This is a genomic window from Vogesella sp. AC12, assembly GCF_024437575.1.
In the GTDB taxonomy this organism is placed as follows: Bacteria; Pseudomonadota; Gammaproteobacteria; order Burkholderiales; family Chromobacteriaceae; genus Vogesella; species Vogesella indigofera.
On record NZ_JANFNU010000001.1, the window covers coordinates 210,816 to 228,411 of the forward strand.

General features: G+C 65.8%; 17 protein-coding genes and 3 tRNA genes. 5 read left to right on the forward strand and 15 right to left on the reverse strand.

Annotation, left to right across the window (positions count from 1 at the left end):
* Positions 1 to 2: 2 nt before the first annotated feature.
* The 3 genes from NOM55_RS01130 to NOM55_RS01140 form a co-directional block, all read right to left on the reverse strand.
* A tRNA-Val gene (locus tag NOM55_RS01130) sits at positions 3 to 75 on the reverse strand.
* Positions 76 to 107: 32 nt separating this feature from the next.
* Positions 108 to 184 (reverse strand) — tRNA-Asp (locus NOM55_RS01135).
* 5 nt (positions 185 to 189) lie between these two features.
* A tRNA-Val gene (locus tag NOM55_RS01140) sits at positions 190 to 265 on the reverse strand.
* Between the two features lie 224 nt (positions 266 to 489).
* Here NOM55_RS01140 and NOM55_RS01145 point away from each other — a divergent pair.
* Positions 490 to 1,455: an acetyl-CoA carboxylase carboxyltransferase subunit alpha gene (locus tag NOM55_RS01145; protein ID WP_047966384.1), complete on the forward strand. Its 966-nt coding sequence runs from the start codon at positions 490 to 492 to the stop codon at positions 1,453 to 1,455.
* Complete coding sequence (gene tilS / locus NOM55_RS01150; protein WP_255907107.1) at positions 1,427 to 2,773, forward strand: tRNA lysidine(34) synthetase TilS; 1,347 nt, start codon at positions 1,427 to 1,429, stop codon at positions 2,771 to 2,773. Before NOM55_RS01145 ends, tilS begins: the two co-directional genes overlap by 29 nt.
* A gap of 53 nt (positions 2,774 to 2,826) precedes the next feature.
* Here the strand turns inward: tilS and NOM55_RS01155 are convergent, their stop codons facing one another.
* Both NOM55_RS01155 and NOM55_RS01160 read right to left on the reverse strand, forming a co-directional pair.
* Entirely contained in the window at positions 2,827 to 3,240 is a 414-nt protein-coding gene (locus tag NOM55_RS01155) for a cytidine deaminase (RefSeq protein WP_255907108.1), read from the reverse strand.
* A 102-nt stretch (positions 3,241 to 3,342) separates the two neighbouring features.
* Positions 3,343 to 4,242: a LysR family transcriptional regulator ArgP gene (locus NOM55_RS01160; protein ID WP_255907112.1), complete on the reverse strand. Its 900-nt coding sequence runs from the start codon at positions 4,240 to 4,242 to the stop codon at positions 3,343 to 3,345.
* Between the two features lie 110 nt (positions 4,243 to 4,352).
* On the opposite strand from NOM55_RS01160, the gene NOM55_RS01165 reads away from it, so the two are divergent.
* Complete coding sequence (locus NOM55_RS01165) at positions 4,353 to 4,970, forward strand: LysE/ArgO family amino acid transporter (RefSeq protein ID WP_120809643.1); 618 nt, start codon at positions 4,353 to 4,355, stop codon at positions 4,968 to 4,970.
* A gap of 210 nt (positions 4,971 to 5,180) precedes the next feature.
* Here the strand turns inward: NOM55_RS01165 and NOM55_RS01170 are convergent, their stop codons facing one another.
* A complete protein-coding gene (locus tag NOM55_RS01170; RefSeq protein WP_255907113.1) occupies positions 5,181 to 5,561 on the reverse strand; it encodes a glycine zipper domain-containing protein in 381 nt (126 codons plus the stop codon).
* A 592-nt stretch (positions 5,562 to 6,153) separates the two neighbouring features.
* Between NOM55_RS01170 and NOM55_RS01175 the strand changes: the two genes are divergently transcribed.
* Positions 6,154 to 6,627, forward strand: a complete 474-nt coding sequence (locus NOM55_RS01175; RefSeq protein WP_255907114.1) for an Lrp/AsnC family transcriptional regulator — start codon at positions 6,154 to 6,156, stop codon at positions 6,625 to 6,627.
* 178 nt (positions 6,628 to 6,805) lie between these two features.
* Positions 6,806 to 7,162 carry a cupin domain-containing protein gene (locus NOM55_RS01180; protein ID WP_255907115.1) on the forward strand — a complete coding sequence of 119 codons (357 nt, stop codon included), beginning with the start codon at positions 6,806 to 6,808 and terminating at the stop codon, positions 7,160 to 7,162.
* Between the two features lie 172 nt (positions 7,163 to 7,334).
* Here NOM55_RS01180 and NOM55_RS01185 read toward each other — a convergent pair whose 3' ends face one another.
* The 9 genes from NOM55_RS01185 to NOM55_RS01225 all read right to left on the reverse strand — a co-directional run bounded on the left by NOM55_RS01185 (position 7,335) and on the right by NOM55_RS01225 (position 17,463).
* Positions 7,335 to 8,261, reverse strand: coding sequence for a GGDEF domain-containing protein (locus NOM55_RS01185; RefSeq protein WP_255907116.1), 927 nt, complete (start codon positions 8,259 to 8,261; stop codon positions 7,335 to 7,337).
* Positions 8,262 to 8,473: 212 nt separating this feature from the next.
* The gene (locus tag NOM55_RS01190; protein ID WP_255907117.1) at positions 8,474 to 9,082 is read right to left on the reverse strand and encodes a class I SAM-dependent methyltransferase; all 609 of its coding nucleotides are present in this window, start codon (positions 9,080 to 9,082) and stop codon (positions 8,474 to 8,476) included.
* 917 nt (positions 9,083 to 9,999) lie between these two features.
* Positions 10,000 to 10,938 (reverse strand): hypothetical protein, encoded by a 939-nt coding sequence (locus NOM55_RS01195; RefSeq protein WP_255907118.1) that lies wholly within the window; start codon positions 10,936 to 10,938, stop codon positions 10,000 to 10,002.
* A 111-nt stretch (positions 10,939 to 11,049) separates the two neighbouring features.
* Positions 11,050 to 12,546, reverse strand: a complete 1,497-nt coding sequence (locus NOM55_RS01200; protein WP_255907120.1) for a cobyric acid synthase — start codon at positions 12,544 to 12,546, stop codon at positions 11,050 to 11,052.
* A complete protein-coding gene (locus NOM55_RS01205; protein WP_255907122.1) occupies positions 12,543 to 13,376 on the reverse strand; it encodes an ABC transporter substrate-binding protein in 834 nt (277 codons plus the stop codon). Before NOM55_RS01205 ends, NOM55_RS01200 begins: the two co-directional genes overlap by 4 nt.
* 25 nt (positions 13,377 to 13,401) lie before the next feature.
* On the reverse strand, positions 13,402 to 14,259 hold the full coding sequence (locus NOM55_RS01210) for a cobalamin-binding protein (RefSeq protein WP_255907123.1): 858 nt from the start codon (positions 14,257 to 14,259) through the stop codon (positions 13,402 to 13,404).
* On the reverse strand, positions 14,256 to 15,269 hold the full coding sequence (cobD, locus tag NOM55_RS01215; protein WP_255907124.1) for a threonine-phosphate decarboxylase CobD: 1,014 nt from the start codon (positions 15,267 to 15,269) through the stop codon (positions 14,256 to 14,258). Before cobD ends, NOM55_RS01210 begins: the two co-directional genes overlap by 4 nt.
* Positions 15,266 to 16,165 carry an adenosylcobinamide-phosphate synthase CbiB gene (cbiB, locus tag NOM55_RS01220; protein WP_255907125.1) on the reverse strand — a complete coding sequence of 300 codons (900 nt, stop codon included), beginning with the start codon at positions 16,163 to 16,165 and terminating at the stop codon, positions 15,266 to 15,268. Before cbiB ends, cobD begins: the two co-directional genes overlap by 4 nt.
* Entirely contained in the window at positions 16,159 to 17,463 is a 1,305-nt protein-coding gene (locus tag NOM55_RS01225) for a cobyrinate a,c-diamide synthase (protein WP_255907127.1), read from the reverse strand. Before NOM55_RS01225 ends, cbiB begins: the two co-directional genes overlap by 7 nt.
* Between the last annotated feature and the right edge of the window lie 133 nt (positions 17,464 to 17,596).

Consider the following 17,596-nt stretch of genomic DNA (forward strand, 5'->3'; position numbering starts at 1 on the left):
GGTGGGCGTTGACGGAGTCGAACCGCCGACATTCTGCTTGTAAGGCAGACGCTCTACCAACTGAGCTAAACGCCCGAAACTTGTTTCGGTAAATCTAAATTGTGTGTTGGCGGAGCGGACGGGACTCGAACCCGCGACCCCCGGCGTGACAGGCCGGTATTCTAACCAACTGAACTACCGCTCCAACCTTGGTGGGCGTTGACGGAGTCGAACCGCCGACATTCTGCTTGTAAGGCAGACGCTCTACCAACTGAGCTAAACGCCCGAAACTTGTCTGCTGTGACGCTGTAGCTGTATTTGCTGCGTCGTTCAGCGAGGAGGCGAATTAAAACACAGCTTGGCCGGGGCTGCAAGAGGGTGCCTGCAAAATTTGAATGAATAGCCGTTTTTACATATCTAAGGACAAGTGCATTTTGTCGGACAGGGTGGTGCTCATCGCTTCGGCCTCATGCTATCATTGCCGGATTACCCCGAATCGGAAATGTATCAATGAAGCCGACCTTTCTCGATTTTGAGCAGCCGATTGCCGAGCTCGAGAACAAGATAGAAGAACTCCGTTTTGTTCAGGATGACTCCGTGCTGGATATCTCGGAAGAGATCTCTCGCCTGCAGAAGAAAAGCCAAGAGCTCACCAAGACGCTCTATAGCAAGTTGACACCATCCCAGATCGCCATTGTTGCACGGCATCCGCAGCGTCCTTATACGCTGGATTACGTCGACGGTCTGTTTACCGATTTCCAGGAAATGCGCGGCGACCGCTCGTTTGCTGATGATCCGGCCATTGTTGGCGGTCTGGCCCGTTTCAACGGCCAGCCGGTAATGGTGATCGGTCACCAGAAGGGCCGCGACACCAAGGAAAAGATCGCCCGCAACTTCGGCATGCCGCGTCCGGAAGGCTATCGCAAGGCGTTGCGCCTGATGCGGACCGCCGAGAAATTCGGTCTGCCGGTGATGACCTTTGTCGACACCCCGGGTGCCTATCCCGGCATCGGTGCCGAAGAGCGCGGCCAGTCCGAGGCCATCGGTCGCAACCTGTACGAGATGGCGCGCCTGAAGGTGCCGGTCATCGTCACCGTGATCGGTGAGGGCGGTTCCGGTGGTGCACTGGCGATTGCGGTTGGCGACTACGTCAACATGCTGCAGTACTCCACCTATTCGGTAATCTCGCCGGAAGGCTGCGCTTCCATCCTGTGGAAGACCGCAGAGCGTGCCGGCGATGCCGCCGAAGCGCTGGGCATTACCGCACCGCGCCTGAAGTCGCTGGGCCTGATCGACCGCGTGGTGAACGAGCCGCTGGGCGGCGCCCACCGCGATCATGCCGCGATGATGACGGCACTGAAGCGCGTGCTGCAGGAGCAGTTGAAGGAAGCCGGCTCCCGTGGCCTGGATGAATTGCTGAAAACCCGCTTTGACAGACTGATGAGCTATGGCCGCTTCAAGGAAGACGCCGCCTGACCTGCTCGACACGCTGATCCAACACTGGCCGGACGCTTTGTCCGGCCAGTGTCGTTTGGAGCTGGCGTTGTCGGGCGGCATGGATTCGGTGGTACTGCTGGACTTGCTGTGTCGCTGGCGTGACGAGCGCGGCGGGCCGGCATTTTCGGCACTGCACGTGCATCACGGCCTCAGTGCGCAGGCCGATGACTGGGTGCGTGCGTGCGAGGATTGGTGTCGTGCGCGCCAGGTGCCGCTGCGCGTGGAGCGGGTGGCGGTGCAGGCCGGTGGTGGCGACAGCCTGGAGGCCGAGGCGCGCAAGGTGCGCTATCAGGCCTTTGCCGGTGGTGGCGCCGAGGTCATCGCGCTGGCGCATCACGCCGATGACCAGAGCGAAACGGTGCTGCTGCAGGTGCTGCGTGGCGGCGGCCCGCGGGCGCTGGCGGCGATGCCGCTGCTGCGCGAGCACCAGGGCCAGCAATTGTGGCGCCCCTTGCTCAAGGTTGGCCGCACCACGCTGGCGGCCTATGCCGCAGCGCGGCAGCTGCAGTGGGTGGAGGACGACAGCAATGCCGATACCGACCACTTCCTGCGCAATTTCCTGCGCCACGAGGTAATGGGGCGGCTGCGGCAGCGCACGCCGGCGCTGGACAAGCAGCTGGCGCGGCTGGCGCAGCGCATGGCCGATGCCGCCGAGATGGTCGATGCGCTGGCAGCAATGGATCTGGCGCAGGTGCAGCGCGGCCGCGAGCTGGATCTGCCGGCGCTGCTGGCGCTGTCGGATGCCCGCCAGCGCCACGTGGTGCTGGCGTGGCTGGCGCAGCTTGGGCTGTCGTTGCCGAGTCCGGAGTCGCTGCACAGCTGGCTGGCGCAGGTGCGCAGCGCCGCGGCCGCCACGCAGCCCTTGCTGGAGTACCAGTCGCTGGTGCTGCTGCGCTACCGGCAGCGGCTGCTGGCCTTGCCGCGGGTGGCGCCGCAGCCGTGGCCGCTGTGCTGTGCCGTCGGCGAGACCCTGCGCCTGCCGCACGGCGAATTGTCTTGGCGGCGCGCGCCGGGCGGCCTGCCGGACGACTGGCATGGCCGGCTGCTGGATGTGTTGCCGCGCACTGGTGGCGAGAAATTGCCGCTCAAGGTTGGCCGCAAGCCGGTGAAGACGGTGTTTCAGGAGGCCGGCGTGCCGCCGCAGTTGCGGCTGGACTGGCCGTTGCTGGAAGACGACGCTGGTGAGCTGCTGGCGGTGCCGTCACTGGGGGTGTCGGTGCTGCACGCGACGGCCGGAGAGGGCTGGTGGCCGCAGTGGCTGCCGCTGGCAATCGTCAGCCGGCCGGTTAACGACTGAGCACCACCGTCACATGACACAGCGCCAGCAGCGATGCTGGCGCTGTTGTTTTGTCAGCCGGCGTCGCGCAGGTTTTTCGGGCCGAAGGCGCCCGGCAGCAGCTGCGACAGCGTGGTGTCGATGATGTCCGTGCCGTTGCAGATAGCGCGTACCGCCATGTCGGGGCCGAACTCGTTCAGCACCTGGCGGCAGGCGCCGCAGGGCGGGGTCGGCACGTCGGTGGGGGTGTAGATGCACACCGCCAGCACTTCTTCCATGCCATCGGCGCGGGCGCTGAAGATGGCGGTGCGCTCGGCGCAGTTGGTCATGCCGAAGGAGGCGTTCTCCACATTGCAGCCGCGCACGATCTTGCCGTCGGCGGTCAGGATCGCCGCGCCCACGGCAAAGCGGCTGTACGGCACATAGGCGTGGCGTGCGGCGGTACGGGCCTCGCGGGCCAGGGTGTCCCAGTCGATGGCGTTGGTCATTGGGCGTTCCTTTGTTGGCGGGGGAGGTGATCGTCCTCTTGCCGCCAGTACTTGTCAATGCGCGTTCTGCTCCGCGCGCGGCTTCAACAGGATGCGGTCTTGTCAGACTGCGTCCTGGCGTAGCCAACGTTGGCCGCAGGCCGCCAGCGTGTCTGCCAGCTGCCGCGCCAGCACCGATTCCACCCGCCAGTGATGCCAGTACAGTGCCAGATCGACCGGCTGCGCCGGCAGCAGGTCAACCAGCGCACCGCTGGCCAGCGCCTCGCCCACCATCATTTCCGGCAGCAGGCTGTAGGCGTGGCCGGCGAGGGTGATGTCGACGAAGGCGTGCGGCGCCGGCAGGGTAAAGCTGGGGAACGGCTGCGTGAAACCGAAATGCTGCGCCAGATACTCGCCGTGCAGGTCGTCCTTGCCGCTGAACAGCACCGCCGGCGCCCGCGCCAGCGTGGCGGCGTTGAGGCCGTCGCTGAAATAGCGGGCGCGGTACTGCGGCGTGGCCAGGCAGCGGTAGCGCATGGTGCCGAGGTAGCGGCATTCGCCGCCCTGGAACGCCTGCGCGCGGGTGCTGACGCAGCCGATGACATGGCCCTGCTGCATCAGTGTCTGGGTGTGGTCCTGATCGTCGACTACCACGTCCAGCAGCAGCCGCTGCGTGCGCAGCACCGCGTCGATGGCCGGCAGGAACCAGGTGGCGAGGCTGTCGGCATTGACGCCCACCGCCAGCGTGGTGAACGCCTGCGCGTTGTCGTCCGGGCGCAGCGTCTGTAGCAGCTCGCTCTCCATCAGCGCCAGCTGGCGGTAGTGCTGCAGCAGCCGTCGCCCGGCGGCTGTCGGCTGTGGCGGCGTCACCCGCAGCAGCACCGGCTGGCCGAGGCTGTCCTCCAGCTGGCGGATGCGCTGCGACACCGCCGATTGCGTCACGCACAGCTGCTGCGCCGCCTTGTCGAAACCGCCGCAATCGACCACCACGGCCAGGGTGTGCAGTTGTTTGCTGTCCAGCATCAGGCTCGCCTCTTTTTATCAGTTTTATTAATGTAACCATAAAAACATTAGTTTTACTGCTTTTTGTGGGCTGCGTATGCTGGTCGTGACTGAAACGGGAGACGACCAAGATGAGCTTGAATGTGTATTTGTCGGCGCTGGCGCTATCGGCCAGCCAGATTGTCGGTATCGGCCCGCAGAATGCGTTCGTGATCCGGCAGGGCATCGGCCGCCAGCATGTGCTGCCTATCGTGCTGATCTGCATCGTGTGCGACGTGCTGCTGATCGCCGCCGGGGTGCTGGGCATGGGGCGGCTGGTGGCGGCGCTGCCGGGCTTTGTCGGCGTGGTGACCTGGGCCGGGGCGGCATTTCTGCTGTGGCTGTCGTTCAAGGCGTTTCGTGCCGCGTGGCAACCGGGGCGGCTCGACGCCAGTGGTGGCATCGAGCGCGACCGCAAGAAGGTGATCCGCACCATCCTGCTGGTGACGCTGCTCAATCCCTATGTCTGGCTTGATACCGTGGTGCTGATCGGCAGCGTGTCGTCGGTGTACGGCACCGACAATGCCGGCGTGTTCCTGCTCGGCTGCATCACCTCGTCGGTGCTGTGGTTCGTGCTGGTCGGCTTTGGCGCCGGCCGGCTGGCGCCGTGGTTCGAGAAGCCGGCCAGCTGGCGGCTGCTGGACGTGGCGATCGGCTGCATCATGCTGCTGACCGCCATCATGCTGGTGCGCAATTACGGGCTGGGCTGAGACGCGCTTCACGCGCGGCTGCGTTGCGATGGCCACACCACGCTCGTTGACCCCATGTCAACGGCGCGGTTCTGGCCAATGCCGCTGGTCGGGCGTTGGCTCGCCAGCGCGTGACCCGCTTCCGGGCGCGGCGGGCAAGAAAAACCCTGCCGGGACGATGGGGGCGTTCGGGCAGGGGTGCGCTGACACGCGGACCGCGTGTCGCGGCGATCAATCGTCCCTGTCGTGGTGGCCGCGGTGATAACCGTGGTGATGGCCGTGGTATTTACGGTGCTGCTTGAACTTGTGATAGCGCGCCGGGCGGTAGGCACGCTCGTAAACGTAGACCGGCTGGGCGACCGGGCGCACGACCACCCGTTCCCGCTCCCGGTACCGTTCGCGTTCCGGCCGGGTCAGGATCACGCCGGTAGCGGCACCGATGGCGCCGCCGACGACGGCGCCGTCGCGGCCGCCGACCGAATGGCCGATGGCGGCACCGGCTGCGCCACCGACGGCGCCACCGATAACATGGTCAAGATCACCGGCATGAGCGGTGGCGGCACCAGTTGCCAGCACGAGGGCCAGACCGGTCATGAAGAGTGATTTGCGCATGGTGGTTCTCCTGTTGCATTACGTGATTGCAGTGTAAGCAACGGCAGAAAACCGTGGTCGGCGGTTTTGTATCGACTATGTGACGCTTTGTGACAGGGCGGCGGTCGCGGGGAATGCCGGCGGCCAAGCCTGTCGCGCAATGGCCGGCATCCCGCTTCCCGCTCGATGCGGGACACCTTCTACCGCGCGCCTTGTCCAGCTGCGCCTCGCCAGAAACCGTCGCCAAAAGACGTGCGGCCAACCTTCTATGCAAAAGGTTGGCCGCAGCCTGCCGCCGGATTCCGCGCCGGCGGCGTGTACTGTCCCTGGGCATTGCCCTTGGTCGCCGTTGCCAGTTGTCGCCGTCTGACGGATGGTGTCCGTGTGGTGGCGCTTGCCGCCGGGTAGGTGGCCTGTCTGCAGTACCGGCAGGGTGGTGTTGCCGGCGTGGCTGGCGGCTTGTGGCGGCCAGGCTGCACTGGGGTGAACCATGCTCAAACTGTAACCCGCGCGCCGCGGAACAGGCTTTCGAATGCGCCATCACAAAGCGCTATCTTGTGCAGGATATTTTTGCTATTTTCATTTTTCGGAAGAATGTTTCTCAAGGATGAAAATGTTGGAAAACAATCGTGTTGTCAGCGCGCAAGACCGGAAGATTCTGCACGAGCTGCAGCAGAATGCCCGCCTCAGCAATGCCGAGCTGGCCGAGCGCGTCGGCATGTCGCCGTCGGCGTGCTGGAACCACACCCGGCAGCTGGAAAACGACGGCTACATCCAGGGCTACGTCGCGCTGATCAACCAGCAGAAGATGGGGCTGCCGGACACGGTGATGATCGAGGTCACCCTCAACGCGCACGAGGAGGGCACGCTGGCGCGCTTCGGCGAGGAGCTGGCGGCGCTGCCGGAAGTGCTGGAGGCGCACCTGGTGTCCGGCGAATACGACTACCTGATCAAGGTCGCCGTCGACGGTACCGCAGGTTACGAACGCTTCCTGCGCGAGAAGCTGTACAAGATTTCCGGCATCCGCCACAGCCGTTCGCACTTCACACTGCGCTGCATGAAGAGCGTGCCATCGGTACAGGTGTGAGTGCTGCGGCTAACCTTGGCCGCCAGTAACGGCGCCCGCAAACCGGCCGCCGCGCGTGCACGGCGGGCGACTGGAGTCCGCGCCGCGTATCTGCTTGAATAGCGCCTTTGCGCCAGAGCCGGTGCGCCCCGTGTGGCGCCGCGCCGGCTTTGGCATTACCCCATCACGGAGCAAGTACATGATCGTCAGAGTGGACGGGCAGCACCTCAGCGCCCAGATCGACTACCCCAATCCGCAACGGCTGGTGAGCGGCAACCCGCAGCGCCGCACCTGGCCCGCTTACGAAAGCGGCGACGGCGTGTGCGCCGCCGGCATCTGGGCCTGCGAGCCGGGCGCCTGGCGCATCGCCTTTGCCGACAACAAGGAAGAGTTCTTCTGCATCCGCCACGGCCGGGTGCAGCTGATCGCCGAAAACGGCCACGCCGAAGCCTTCGGCCCCGGCGAGGCCGCAGTGATCCCGGCCGGATTCCGCGGCGTGTTCGAGGTGGTGGAAGCGGTGGAGAAGTACTACGTGATCGTGACACGGGCGGGCTGAGCGCCTGTTCACCGTCGGCAGCGGCTGCTCCCGATGGGGTGGTATGGCGTTAAGACTGCGCTGTGTCGGCGGTAAACGCCACGGCTTCCGCAGTTTTTACCGTGTGTCGTGCGAGTGTGAGAGATCGTGAATACGAGAACAGCGGCGGCCAGGGTTGGCCGCAGCGCGGCGCTCAGCTCAGGCTGACGATGGTATTGCGCCCGGTCAGGCGGGCCTTGGCCAGCGCCGCTTCCAGCCGGATCTGCAGCTGGCGGGCATTCTGGTCGGTTTCGTGCCAGGTGCTCAGGCCGATGCAGGTGCTGGTCTCGCAATTGGCACCATCCGGCCAGAAGGTAAAGCTGCCCAGCCGTTGCTGCAGCCGTTTGGCGACCTTGACCGCATCCAGCAGCGTGGTCTGCCGCAGCAGCATCACCAGCGTGCCGTTTTCGTGGCGGCCGACCAGATCGCCGTCGCGGCTGCTCTGCACGCACAGATAGCTCACCATGCGGCGGAAATGGGCGCGATTGTAGGCGCCCAGCGGCTCCCGGTTGCGGATCGGCACCACCTCGGCGTGGATCTGCAGTGCCGCCAGCGGATCGTGGTAGCGGCGCGCGTGGCCGACCTCGATGCCGGCGCGCTCCAGCAGCTGGCCGGCGGACAGCACGCCGCTGATGTAGTCGTCCGGATCCTCCGCCATGCCCTCGTCGCTGGCCGGCATCAGCTGGCGCACGCGCTCGAACAGCTCGTCCTTCTTCTTCAGCAGCTCGTTCATCAGCATGTGCTGGCTGTGATCGGAAAAAGTGAAGATCAGCGTCGGGTACGACCAGGCCACCACCCGCGCCGACAGCAGTACCGGGAAGCAGCGGCCGCGCGCCGAACACAGCTCGCCTTCGAGGTTGTAGACCAGATCCTGGCGCTGGATGTTGCGCAGGATGTCATCCAGCGACGGCTTGCTGACAAAACGCGCCAGCGGCTGGCCCAGCAGCTCCGACAGCGGCAGTCCGAGCTGGATCGACGCCAGCTGGTTGGCGGCCATCACCGTCATGTCGGCGCTGTCCGCCATGATGAAGGCACCTTGCAAGGTGTCGATCATGTACTGGAAATTCAGCTCGTCCGGCATAGACCTCTCCCCGTGCCATCGCTTGCCTGCCGGCCACACGCGGGGGCACCCCATAAAATGGCCGGCTGATTCTTAACATTAGTACATGGGGTGCATCGTGGCGTACCGCTTGCCACGCGGCGGCATGATATTACCGGGGCATGGCGCGGACGCGGCGGCGAGGCCGGCAGGGGAAGGGCAACGGGGTTGCGGCCAGGGTTGGCCGCAACGGTTTACGGCTTGCGTGCCACCACCTGCAGCACGCTGGCGGTGCCGGTGTGGTAGCTGCCCTCGATCACCTCGCGCTCCAGCTCGACAAAGTGCAGCAGCTCCAGCCCCGCCAGCTCGCCGCGCACGATGTCGGCCTCCAGCAGCATGTCCGCATCCTTCGGCCCGCCGGTGCCGAACGCCAGCTGGCGGTGGGTGTAGCCTTCCATGATCAGCAGTCCGCCCGGCTTCAGCGCGGCCATCGCGCGCGTCATCACCGTGCGGCGCAAGGCCGACGGCAGGTGGCAGAACACCGACACCACCGCATCAAACTGCGCCACGCCCGGCTCGAAACGCGCCAGATCGGCCAGCACCGCGGTGATGTCCACCCCGGCCGCCGCCGCGCGCGCCAGCACCTTGGCCAGCCCCTCGTGCGAGGCATCCACCGCCGTCAGCGCATGGCCCTGCTGCGCCAGAAACAGCGCATTACGGCCTTCGCCCTCGCCCAGGCTCAGCACACGGCTGCCCGGCGCCAGCCGCGGTGCCTGCTCGCGCAGAAAATCATTCGGCGCCTCGCCGTAGATGAATTCGCTGACGGCAAAACGGGTATTCCAGAAATCGGCGGTATCGCTCATCGGGGTTCCTTGGGGGGTAATCGTGGGAAGTGGTGGCGTTACGGTAGCGGGGTGGGGGAGGAGAAGCAAGGCTTGCGGCCAACCTTGCCGCGACGAAGCGTTCGGGGTTCTTGCCACGGAAGGCACGGACAAAGGCCAAGCGGCATCGACCACGAACAGCCCGAAAGCAAAAAAGCACAAGGTTGGCCGCAGGCATGTAGGGTTACGCTGTGCTAACCCGACCTACGGTAACGTGCGGCCAAGGCTGGTTGCAGCAAGACGCTAGCCAGCAGTCAGCATGTAATCGTCGTGACCATTCCCGTTGGCGCAAGCCGTGGAAACTGTCGCCAGCCCGGAAACAAGCCGCCCTCTTTTGAGCGCAGCGTATGGGCGACGCCGGGATGGCGGCGGTTTTCACGGGAATTCTTGCGCCTTCGGGGAGAGCGGGGATCGGAAAGGGGGATGCGGTATCCCCCTTCCTCGTCTGCCGGGCGAAACCGGCAAGGCAAACCATCATCCGCGCAGCGGATACTCCAGATAAAACAAAGGTTGGCCGTAAGTCCGTGTCGGCTTGCGGCCAACCTTGATGAGGCAGTCGCGGTAAACGTTGGGCTTCGCAGGCTCAGCCCAACCTACGGTGCTGTATGGCTAGCGATATCCGCCATCAACAACGCCCGGTCTTTGCGCCGGGCGTTTTGTTTGCGGCCAAGGTTGGCCGCGGGGATGGGGTGGACATCGAGGGGAAAGTGGGGCGGGTTGGCCGCAAGGCCATACCCGCGGAATGAGGCCATGTTTTGATGGAGCAGCGCGGGTATCGCCAAAGGCGACCCCGCCCTACTTGGTTAACGTGGAAGTGAGGGGCAGCCGGAGTGCGAAGCACGAAGGGAACCAACAAGCGCAGCTTGTTGGCTGTCCCTCTCGACTGCAGGGTTAGATTGCTAGGCATTCAAATGGTCTGCAAATAGCTTTGCATACGCATGATTGTTGTTCATGAAGTTTTGCGCGGGGCACCCTGTAAAGACTTGCGGAGACCTTGCAGAATGTAGAAACACAAACGTGGCCTCATAAATCAGCAAGAACATAAACCAACAGTGAGCGTAAGTTTTGATCTTGGCAGAACTGCTTCTGAATGGCGCAATGGATTTCGCATGGGCTCTGTCATTCCTAAATGCGTAGCCCAATCCGCTAAGTAGGAAGAAAAAAACTTCACTCCGAGTTAACTGCACAGAGGAGGTTCCTAGCGATACAGACTCAGCGCGAATTATTCGGCGCAACAGAGACGCACCATTTCTGCGTTGAGTCGTGTCGCTTAGATTGAAGTTTGATCCCAGATGGCACAAGACAGCATGGATCGCCGGGGTCGTTACAGGTGGTTGCCCATTTGCAAAGAGCAGTCTCTTTGCGTATGAAGACAGCACCTTGTGGTTTCCTGGCGAGAAGTTGTATGGAGCGGCCGCAACAATTCTTTTGAGCCAGTATTCGCAAGTCTGAAACGGGATATTTTCAACTAAATCAAAGAATGCATTTTCGGCTTGATTGTTAAATGAAAAATACAAATCAATTTCAGGGGAAACAAAATTTCTAATCGTATCTGTGATATTTCCAATGCCGCCGGATGAATTGCTTGTCAGATATTCAAATGCCCTCCACGCCCAGTCGAATGCGTGGTCTGGCCTATAGGGCAAGCTATCAACAGCATCCAGCAGATACGAGATAACAATGTGCAAATGTTGGTTAGTTGTTTGCGGAATTTGATATGGGAAGAACAAGTCTGCAATAGAGAATTTGCTTACCCGCTCTCGAAAATCTGACTCGCCTGGAAATTCTTGTGCTATCGGCCACAGATTAAAGTGGTCAATTCTTTTTTGTTTCGCCATGGCAATGACTCGATTGAAGCAATCTAACGTGTGATATACACACCATCGGTGTGTATATCTGATTTGTGGATGGGCATATCCATGGAGTGTCATGGATATTTCTCTTTTCTTTCAGTTGTTTAGTGCGGCACCTCTTGGCAAAGACACACCCGGATGGGTATTCGTTTTTGCCAACTTCCGCACCAACCCCTCACTCGCCGCCGCCAGCCGTTCAATGCTCGCCTCGCGCAGCGCAGCCAAGTCTACCCCCGTGGCATTGTCCATGCCAGCCCAATGTAATAGCGTTTGACATGCATCAGGATGGTCGAACAGCCCATGCAGATAGCTGCCCATGACCTGGCCGTCGGGGCTGATGGCGCCGTCGACGCTGCCGTCGTCTAGCATGAATACCGGCCGTTCGCAGTCCGCACCACTGCTGACACCCATGTGGATTTCGTAGCCGCTGACCGTAGCGTCGGCGTTGACGAAGCGGCCTTCGCGGCGCATCAGCGTCTTGGCGGCGGCAAGCGTGGTGTCGACGGCGAGGTAACCGAGGCCGGCGCTGCTGCCAGGCTTGCCTTCCACCCCCAGCGGGTCGTGGATGTGCTGGCCCAGCATCTGGTAGCCGCCGCAGATGCCGAGCAGCTTGCCGCCGTAGCGCAGGTGGCGCTGCAGGTATTGCGGCCAACCTTGCGCCTGCAAAAAGGCCATGTCGGCGCGGGTGTTCTTGCTGCCGGGCAGGATCACGAGGTCAGCCGGCGGCTTCGGCGCGTCGGGGCCGACGAAGTGCAGGTTGACGCCGGGGTGGGCGCGCAGCGCGTCGAAGTCGGTGTGGTTGCTGATGCGCGGCAGCACCGGCACCACGATGTTGAAGTCGCCCTTTTGCTGCTGCGTCTGCACCGCGTCCTCGGCGTCCAGGATCAGGCCGTGCAGGTAGGGCAGCACCGCCAGCACCGGTTTGCCGGTTTTGGCTTCCAGCCAGTCGAGGCCGCCTTGCAGCAGGCTGATGTCGCCGCGGAAGCGGTTGATGACGAAGCCAATCACGCGGTCGCGCTCGGATTGGCTGAGGCAGTCCAGCGTACCGGTGAGGTGGGCGAACACGCCGCCACGGTCGATGTCGGCGACGAGGATCACCGGGCAGTCCACCGCCTCGGCAAAGCCCATGTTGGCGATGTCGCGCTCGCGCAGGTTGATCTCCGCCGGGCTGCCGGCGCCTTCCACCATCACCGCGTCGTACTGTTGCTGCAGGCGGGCGTAGGACTCCAGCACCGCCTGCATCGCGGTGGTCTTGTACTGGTGGTAGTCGCGCGCGTTCATGTCGGCGCGTACCTGGCCGTGGATGATGACCTGCGCGCCGGTGTCGGAGCTGGGCTTGAGCAGCACCGGGTTCATGTCGCTGTGCGGTGGCACGCGCGCGGCGACGGCCTGCAGTGCCTGGGCGCGGCCGATTTCACCGCCGTCGACGGTGACGGCGCTGTTGAGCGCCATGTTCTGCGGCTTGAACGGCGCCACGCGCAGGCCACGGTCGGCCAGCAGCCGGCACAGCGCGGCGACCACGGTGCTCTTGCCGGCGTCCGAGGTGCAGCCCTGCACCATCAGCGTCGGCCACGGCCAGTGCGGGGCGCTCATGCCAGTGCTCCGGCGGCGCGGTCGGCGTGCCACTGCCGGATCAACGCCTGCAGTTGCGGCAGGCCGCGGGTAAGCAGGGTCGGGCCGGGGGCGAGGATGTCGGCGGACTTGATCTCGATGATGTGGCCGCGCTCGAAGTTGCGTACAGCCGGTACGTCTTGCCAGCCTTCGCGCGCCAGCACCGTTTCCGGGCGGAAGCGCTTGCCGCACCAGCTGCCGACGATCAGGTCCGGCGCGCGCGCGGCCACCTCGCGGTGGTCGGCCAGAATGCGTTCTTTCGCGCGCTTGTGCACGGCCAGTTCGGCAAAGGCATCGCGGCCGCCGGCAAGGGCGATCAGCTCGCCGACCCAGCCGATGCCGGTGATGATCGGGTCGTTCCATTCTTCGAAGTAAACCAGCGGCCGAGGCAGGCCGGCGGCGTCGTTGGCCGCCGCTTCGGCGCGGGCGGTGTCCATGCTGGCTTGCAATTCTGCGGCCAACGTTGCGGCAGCTTCGTTCTTGCCGGTGAGGCTGCCCAGCACCCGCACCATGCGCAGCACGCCGGCGAGGTCGTGGTGGTTGAAATGCTGGATATCGACACCGGCGGCGGCGACGTCTTTCAGGATGTCGCTTTGCAGGCTGGAGAAGGCCACCACCAGATCAGGCTCGACGGCGAGGATCTTCTCCAGCTTGCCGCTGGAAAAGCCGCTGATCTTCGGCTTGTCCTGGCGCGCCTCGGGCGGGTAGACGGTAAAGCCGGAGATGCCGGCGATCAGGTCCTGCGCACCGAGCAGGTACAGCGTTTCGACGGCTTCGGTGCACAGGCAGGCAATGCGTTGGTAGTGGCTCATGGCGGTCTCGGGAGGAGGTAGCGGGTTAGCGGCGGGCGAGGTCGAGCTTGGTGCACAGCTGGCGCGTGCCATCGATCATGCGCGGTGTCGGGCGGTTGAGCAGGTCGCCGTTGACCTGGTGCAGCTGCCGGTTTTGCACGGCAGCGATGCCGGGCATACGCTGCCAGCGCTTGAGCAGGTCGTCGTTGTGGCGCATGGCGGCGGACAGGATCACCTGCGGGTTGGCGGCGATCACCGCCTCGTCGGTGACCACCGGCGCGGTGACCGGCAGTCGGGCGAAGATGTTGATGCCGCCGCACAGCGCGATGGCGTCGCTGACGATGTGCTGGCCGTTGAGGGTGTACAGCGGCTTGTCCCACACCTGGTAGAACACGCTGAGCTTAGGCTTGCCCTGTTGCTGCTGGCGCAGCGCGGCCAGATCCTGCTCGAAGCGGCGCGCCGCCTGTTCTGCCTGCGCGCTGCTGCCCAGCAGCTGGCCGATGCGGCGCAGGTTGGACGGGATGTCGGCAAAGCGCTTCGGCTGGCTGTAGAACAGCGGGATGCCGAGCTGGCGCAGCGGCTCCAGCTGCCGCGCCGACGGGCCGTGCAGCCACACCAAGAGCAGGTCCGGCTTGGCGGCGACGATGCGTTCCAGGTCGATGGCGCGGAAGCTGCCGGCCTTGGGCAGCGCTTTGGCGGCCGCCGGGTAGTCGCTGTTTTCATCGACGGCGATCAGGCGCGTGCCGCCACCGGCGGCAAAGGCCAGCTCGGTGACGTGCGGCGCCAGGCTGATTACGCGCTGCGCCGGGGCGGGCAGCGTGACGCGGCTGCCCTGGTCGTCGAGGACGCTGACCGGTGCGGCCAGTGCCGGCAGGCAGGCTAGTAGCGGGAAAAGTCGTTTCATGTGGTGCAGTCCTTGTCACGGAAGCTGGCCAGCGCGGCGGCCAGCCGTTGCCAGTGGGTCTCGTCGGCCGGCAGGCCGAGGCGGAAGCGCGGCGCCGGCTCGCTGAATAGCCGGCACCAGATGTGTTGCGTCGCCAGATGCTGCTGCAGCGCGGCGGCGGGCGCGTACTCGCCGCCGGCGAACAGGTCGCAGCCGGCGTGCGGCAGCGCGTTGGCTGCCAGCAGTGCGGCCAACCTTGCGCGGCGCGCGGCAAGATCAGCCCGCGCCTGCTGCTGCCAGGCGCCATCGCGCAGCGCGGCGGTGGCGATGTGCTGCACCGCGCCGGGAATGGTCCACGGCCCCAGCTCCTCGTCCAGCTGCTGCAAGATGGCGGCCTCGGCGGCGACAAAGCCCAGCCGCAGGCCGGCGAGGCCAAAGAACTTGCCCGGCGAGCGCAGCACGATCAGGCCGGGCAGATAGCCGGCGTGGGCGGTGACCGACAGCGCCGGGCAGACATCGGCAAACGCCTCGTCCACCAGCAGCCAGCCGCCGCGCGCCGCCTGTTGCTCCGCCCACCGCAGCACGCTGGCCGCCGGGTAGGCGCGGCCGGAAGGGTTGTCCGGATTGCACAGGATCAGCACGTCGACGTGGCCGGCCTGTGCGTCGATGTCGGTGTGGGCATGGCGGCTGACGGCATGGCCGTGCCGTGCCCAGCGCCAGCCGTGTTCGCCGTAGCTGGGGTGGGCGACAGCGACGCGGCCGGGCGGCCGCAGCCGCGGCAGCGCCTGGATCGCCGCCTGACTGCCGGCGACGGGCAAAAGCTTGGCCGCACCGTAGTAGGCGCAGGCGGCGGCAATGAAGGCCGCGTCCGGCTGCGGCAGCGTGTGCCACAGCGCGGGCGGGATGGCCGGCACCGGGTAGGGCTGCGGATTGAGCGCGGCGGACAGGTCGATCCAGCCGGCCGGCTCGCCGCCGTAAGTGGCGATGGCGGCGTGCAGATTGCCGCCGTGGACGGGTTTGAGCGCATTCATAGCGGAATCGCCAGCAGCAGCCACAGCAGCAGCGCCCGGTCCAGCAGCCGCGCGGCGCGGGCGATGTCGGCGGCGGCGGGCGTCGCGCCATCGCCCAGAGTTGGCCGTTCTTCCAGCTGGCCGTGGTAGCTGGCGGCGCCGCCCAGCCGCACGCCCAGCGCGCCGGCGCCGGCAGCCATCACCGGGCCGGCATTGGGGCTGTCCCACTGCGGCGCCTGCGTGCGCCAGCAGCGCAGCGCGAGGCGGGTGTTACCGGCCAGCGCGTAGGCCAGCGCGGTCAGCCGTGCCGGTACGAAGCCGAGCACGTCGTCGGCGCGGGCGGTGACCTTGCCGAAGCGTTCGAAACGCGGGTTGCGGTAGCCCCACATCGCGTCCAGGGTGTTGGCGAGGCGGAACGCCAGCGCGGCCGGCGCGCCGCCGACGGCAAACCAGAACAGCGCGCCGAACACCGCGTCGTGGCCGTTTTCCAGCAGTGATTCGGCGGCGGCGCGGGTGACGGCGGCCTCGTCGGCGTGCTGCAGGTCGCGGCTGACGATGCGGCTGGCCAGTGCGCGCGCCTGCGGCAGATCGCCGGCCAGCAGCGCCGCGCCGATCGGGCGGGTGTGTTCCAGCAGGCTCTGCCGGCCGAGGGTGAAGTACAACACCGCCACGCTGAGGGCGGCGGCCGCCGGCGCCGGCAGTTGTGCCAGCAGCCAGAACAGGGCCAGTGGCAGCGGCAGCACCAGCAGCAGCCAGGCAAGCAGGCCGCGCAGCAGGCGCTTGCGGCCAACGTTGAGTGTTTTTTCCAGCAGCTTGGCCGCATTACCGAAGCCGACCAGCGGGTGATAGCGGCGCGGCTCGCCCAGCAGGCGGTCGAGCAGCAGCGCCGCCGCCATCGGCGCGGCGACACTCAGCATGGCGCTGCGCCGCATGGCGGCAGGAACAGCGCGGCGGCGGCGGCCGGGTTGCTGGCGAAGTAGGCGTGGAAGTACGAGGCCTGCACGCTGCCGTGGCGGTAGACCGCTTCGCCGCCGTCACGGCCGTCCTTGCGCTGGCAGTGGGCCAGTGCTGCCAGCGGCGTGTCGAAGCTGGAGTAGTGGAAGGTGTGGCCGCGCAATTCGCCGGCGGCGTGCGGCCAGGCCTGGCTGCCCAGCGCCGCCAGTTTCTTGCCCATGTGCACGCTGCCGGGCAGCACACCGGCCATCGCGTGGCGGTGACCGTCGGTGTCGGTGAGGCTTTCCGTCAGCGCCATCATGCCGCCGCATTCCGCCCAGACCGGCGTGCCGGCGGCGACGGCGTGCTTGAGACTGGCTTGCCAGCCAAGGTTGGCCGCAAGGGTGTCGGCGTGCAGCTCCGGGTAGCCGCCGGGCAGCCAGACGGCGTCGGCACCGGCCGGGATGGCCTCGTCGGCCAGCGGCGAGAAGAAGGTGAGCTCGGCGCCCATGGCCGCCAGCGTGCGCAGGTTGGCGGCGTAGATGAAGGCAAACGCGGCGTCGCGGGCGATGGCGATGCGGCGGCCGGCCAGCAGTGGCGGCAAGGCCGGCTGCGCTTGCGGTGCCGGCGCAAACACCGGCAGCGACGCCAGTACCGCGTCGTCCAGTTGCAACGCGTCGGCCAGTGCATCCAGCCGCGCGGCCAGATCCGGCAGCTCGGACGGCAGGTGCAGGCCGAGGTGGCGTTCCGGCAGCGACTCGGCCTGTCGTGGCAGGTGGCCGACCACCGGCAGCTCTGCCGTGCCGCAGGCGCGGATCATGTCGGCGTGGCCGGGGCTGGCGACGCGGTTGGCCAGCATCCCCGCCCACGGCAGCTGGCCGTGATCGCGCAGGCCGCGGGCGATGGCCAGCGCGGTGCCGACCATCGCCGAGCAGTCCAGCACCGCCAGCACCGGTACGCCGAAGTGGCGGGCCAGATCGGCGCTGGATGGCTGGCCGTCGTACAAGCCCATCACGCCTTCGATCAGGAGGTAGTCACACTCCCGCGCCGCCTCGGCCAGCAGTGCGTGGCACTGCGCCTCGGTGCACATCCACAGGTCCAGCACGTCCACATCGCCACCGCTGGCGGCGGCCAGCAGCATCGGGTCGATGAAATCGGGGCCGGTCTTGAACACCCGTACCCGCTGGCCGGCGCGCGCGAGCTTGCGCGCGAGGGCGGCGGTGACGGTGGTCTTGCCCTGGCCGGAGGCGATGGCGGAGAGGAGGAGGGCTTTGCAGCTCATGGGCTCGCTTTCATTTCGAGGGGCGGGGCAGGTCACGCATGGGTGTGCCGTTGCCGGCGCGATGGCGATGGCCGGCAAGGTTGGCCGCAATGTGCTTGCGGCCAACCTTGCGCCGGAACCGGGCCGGCGTGAT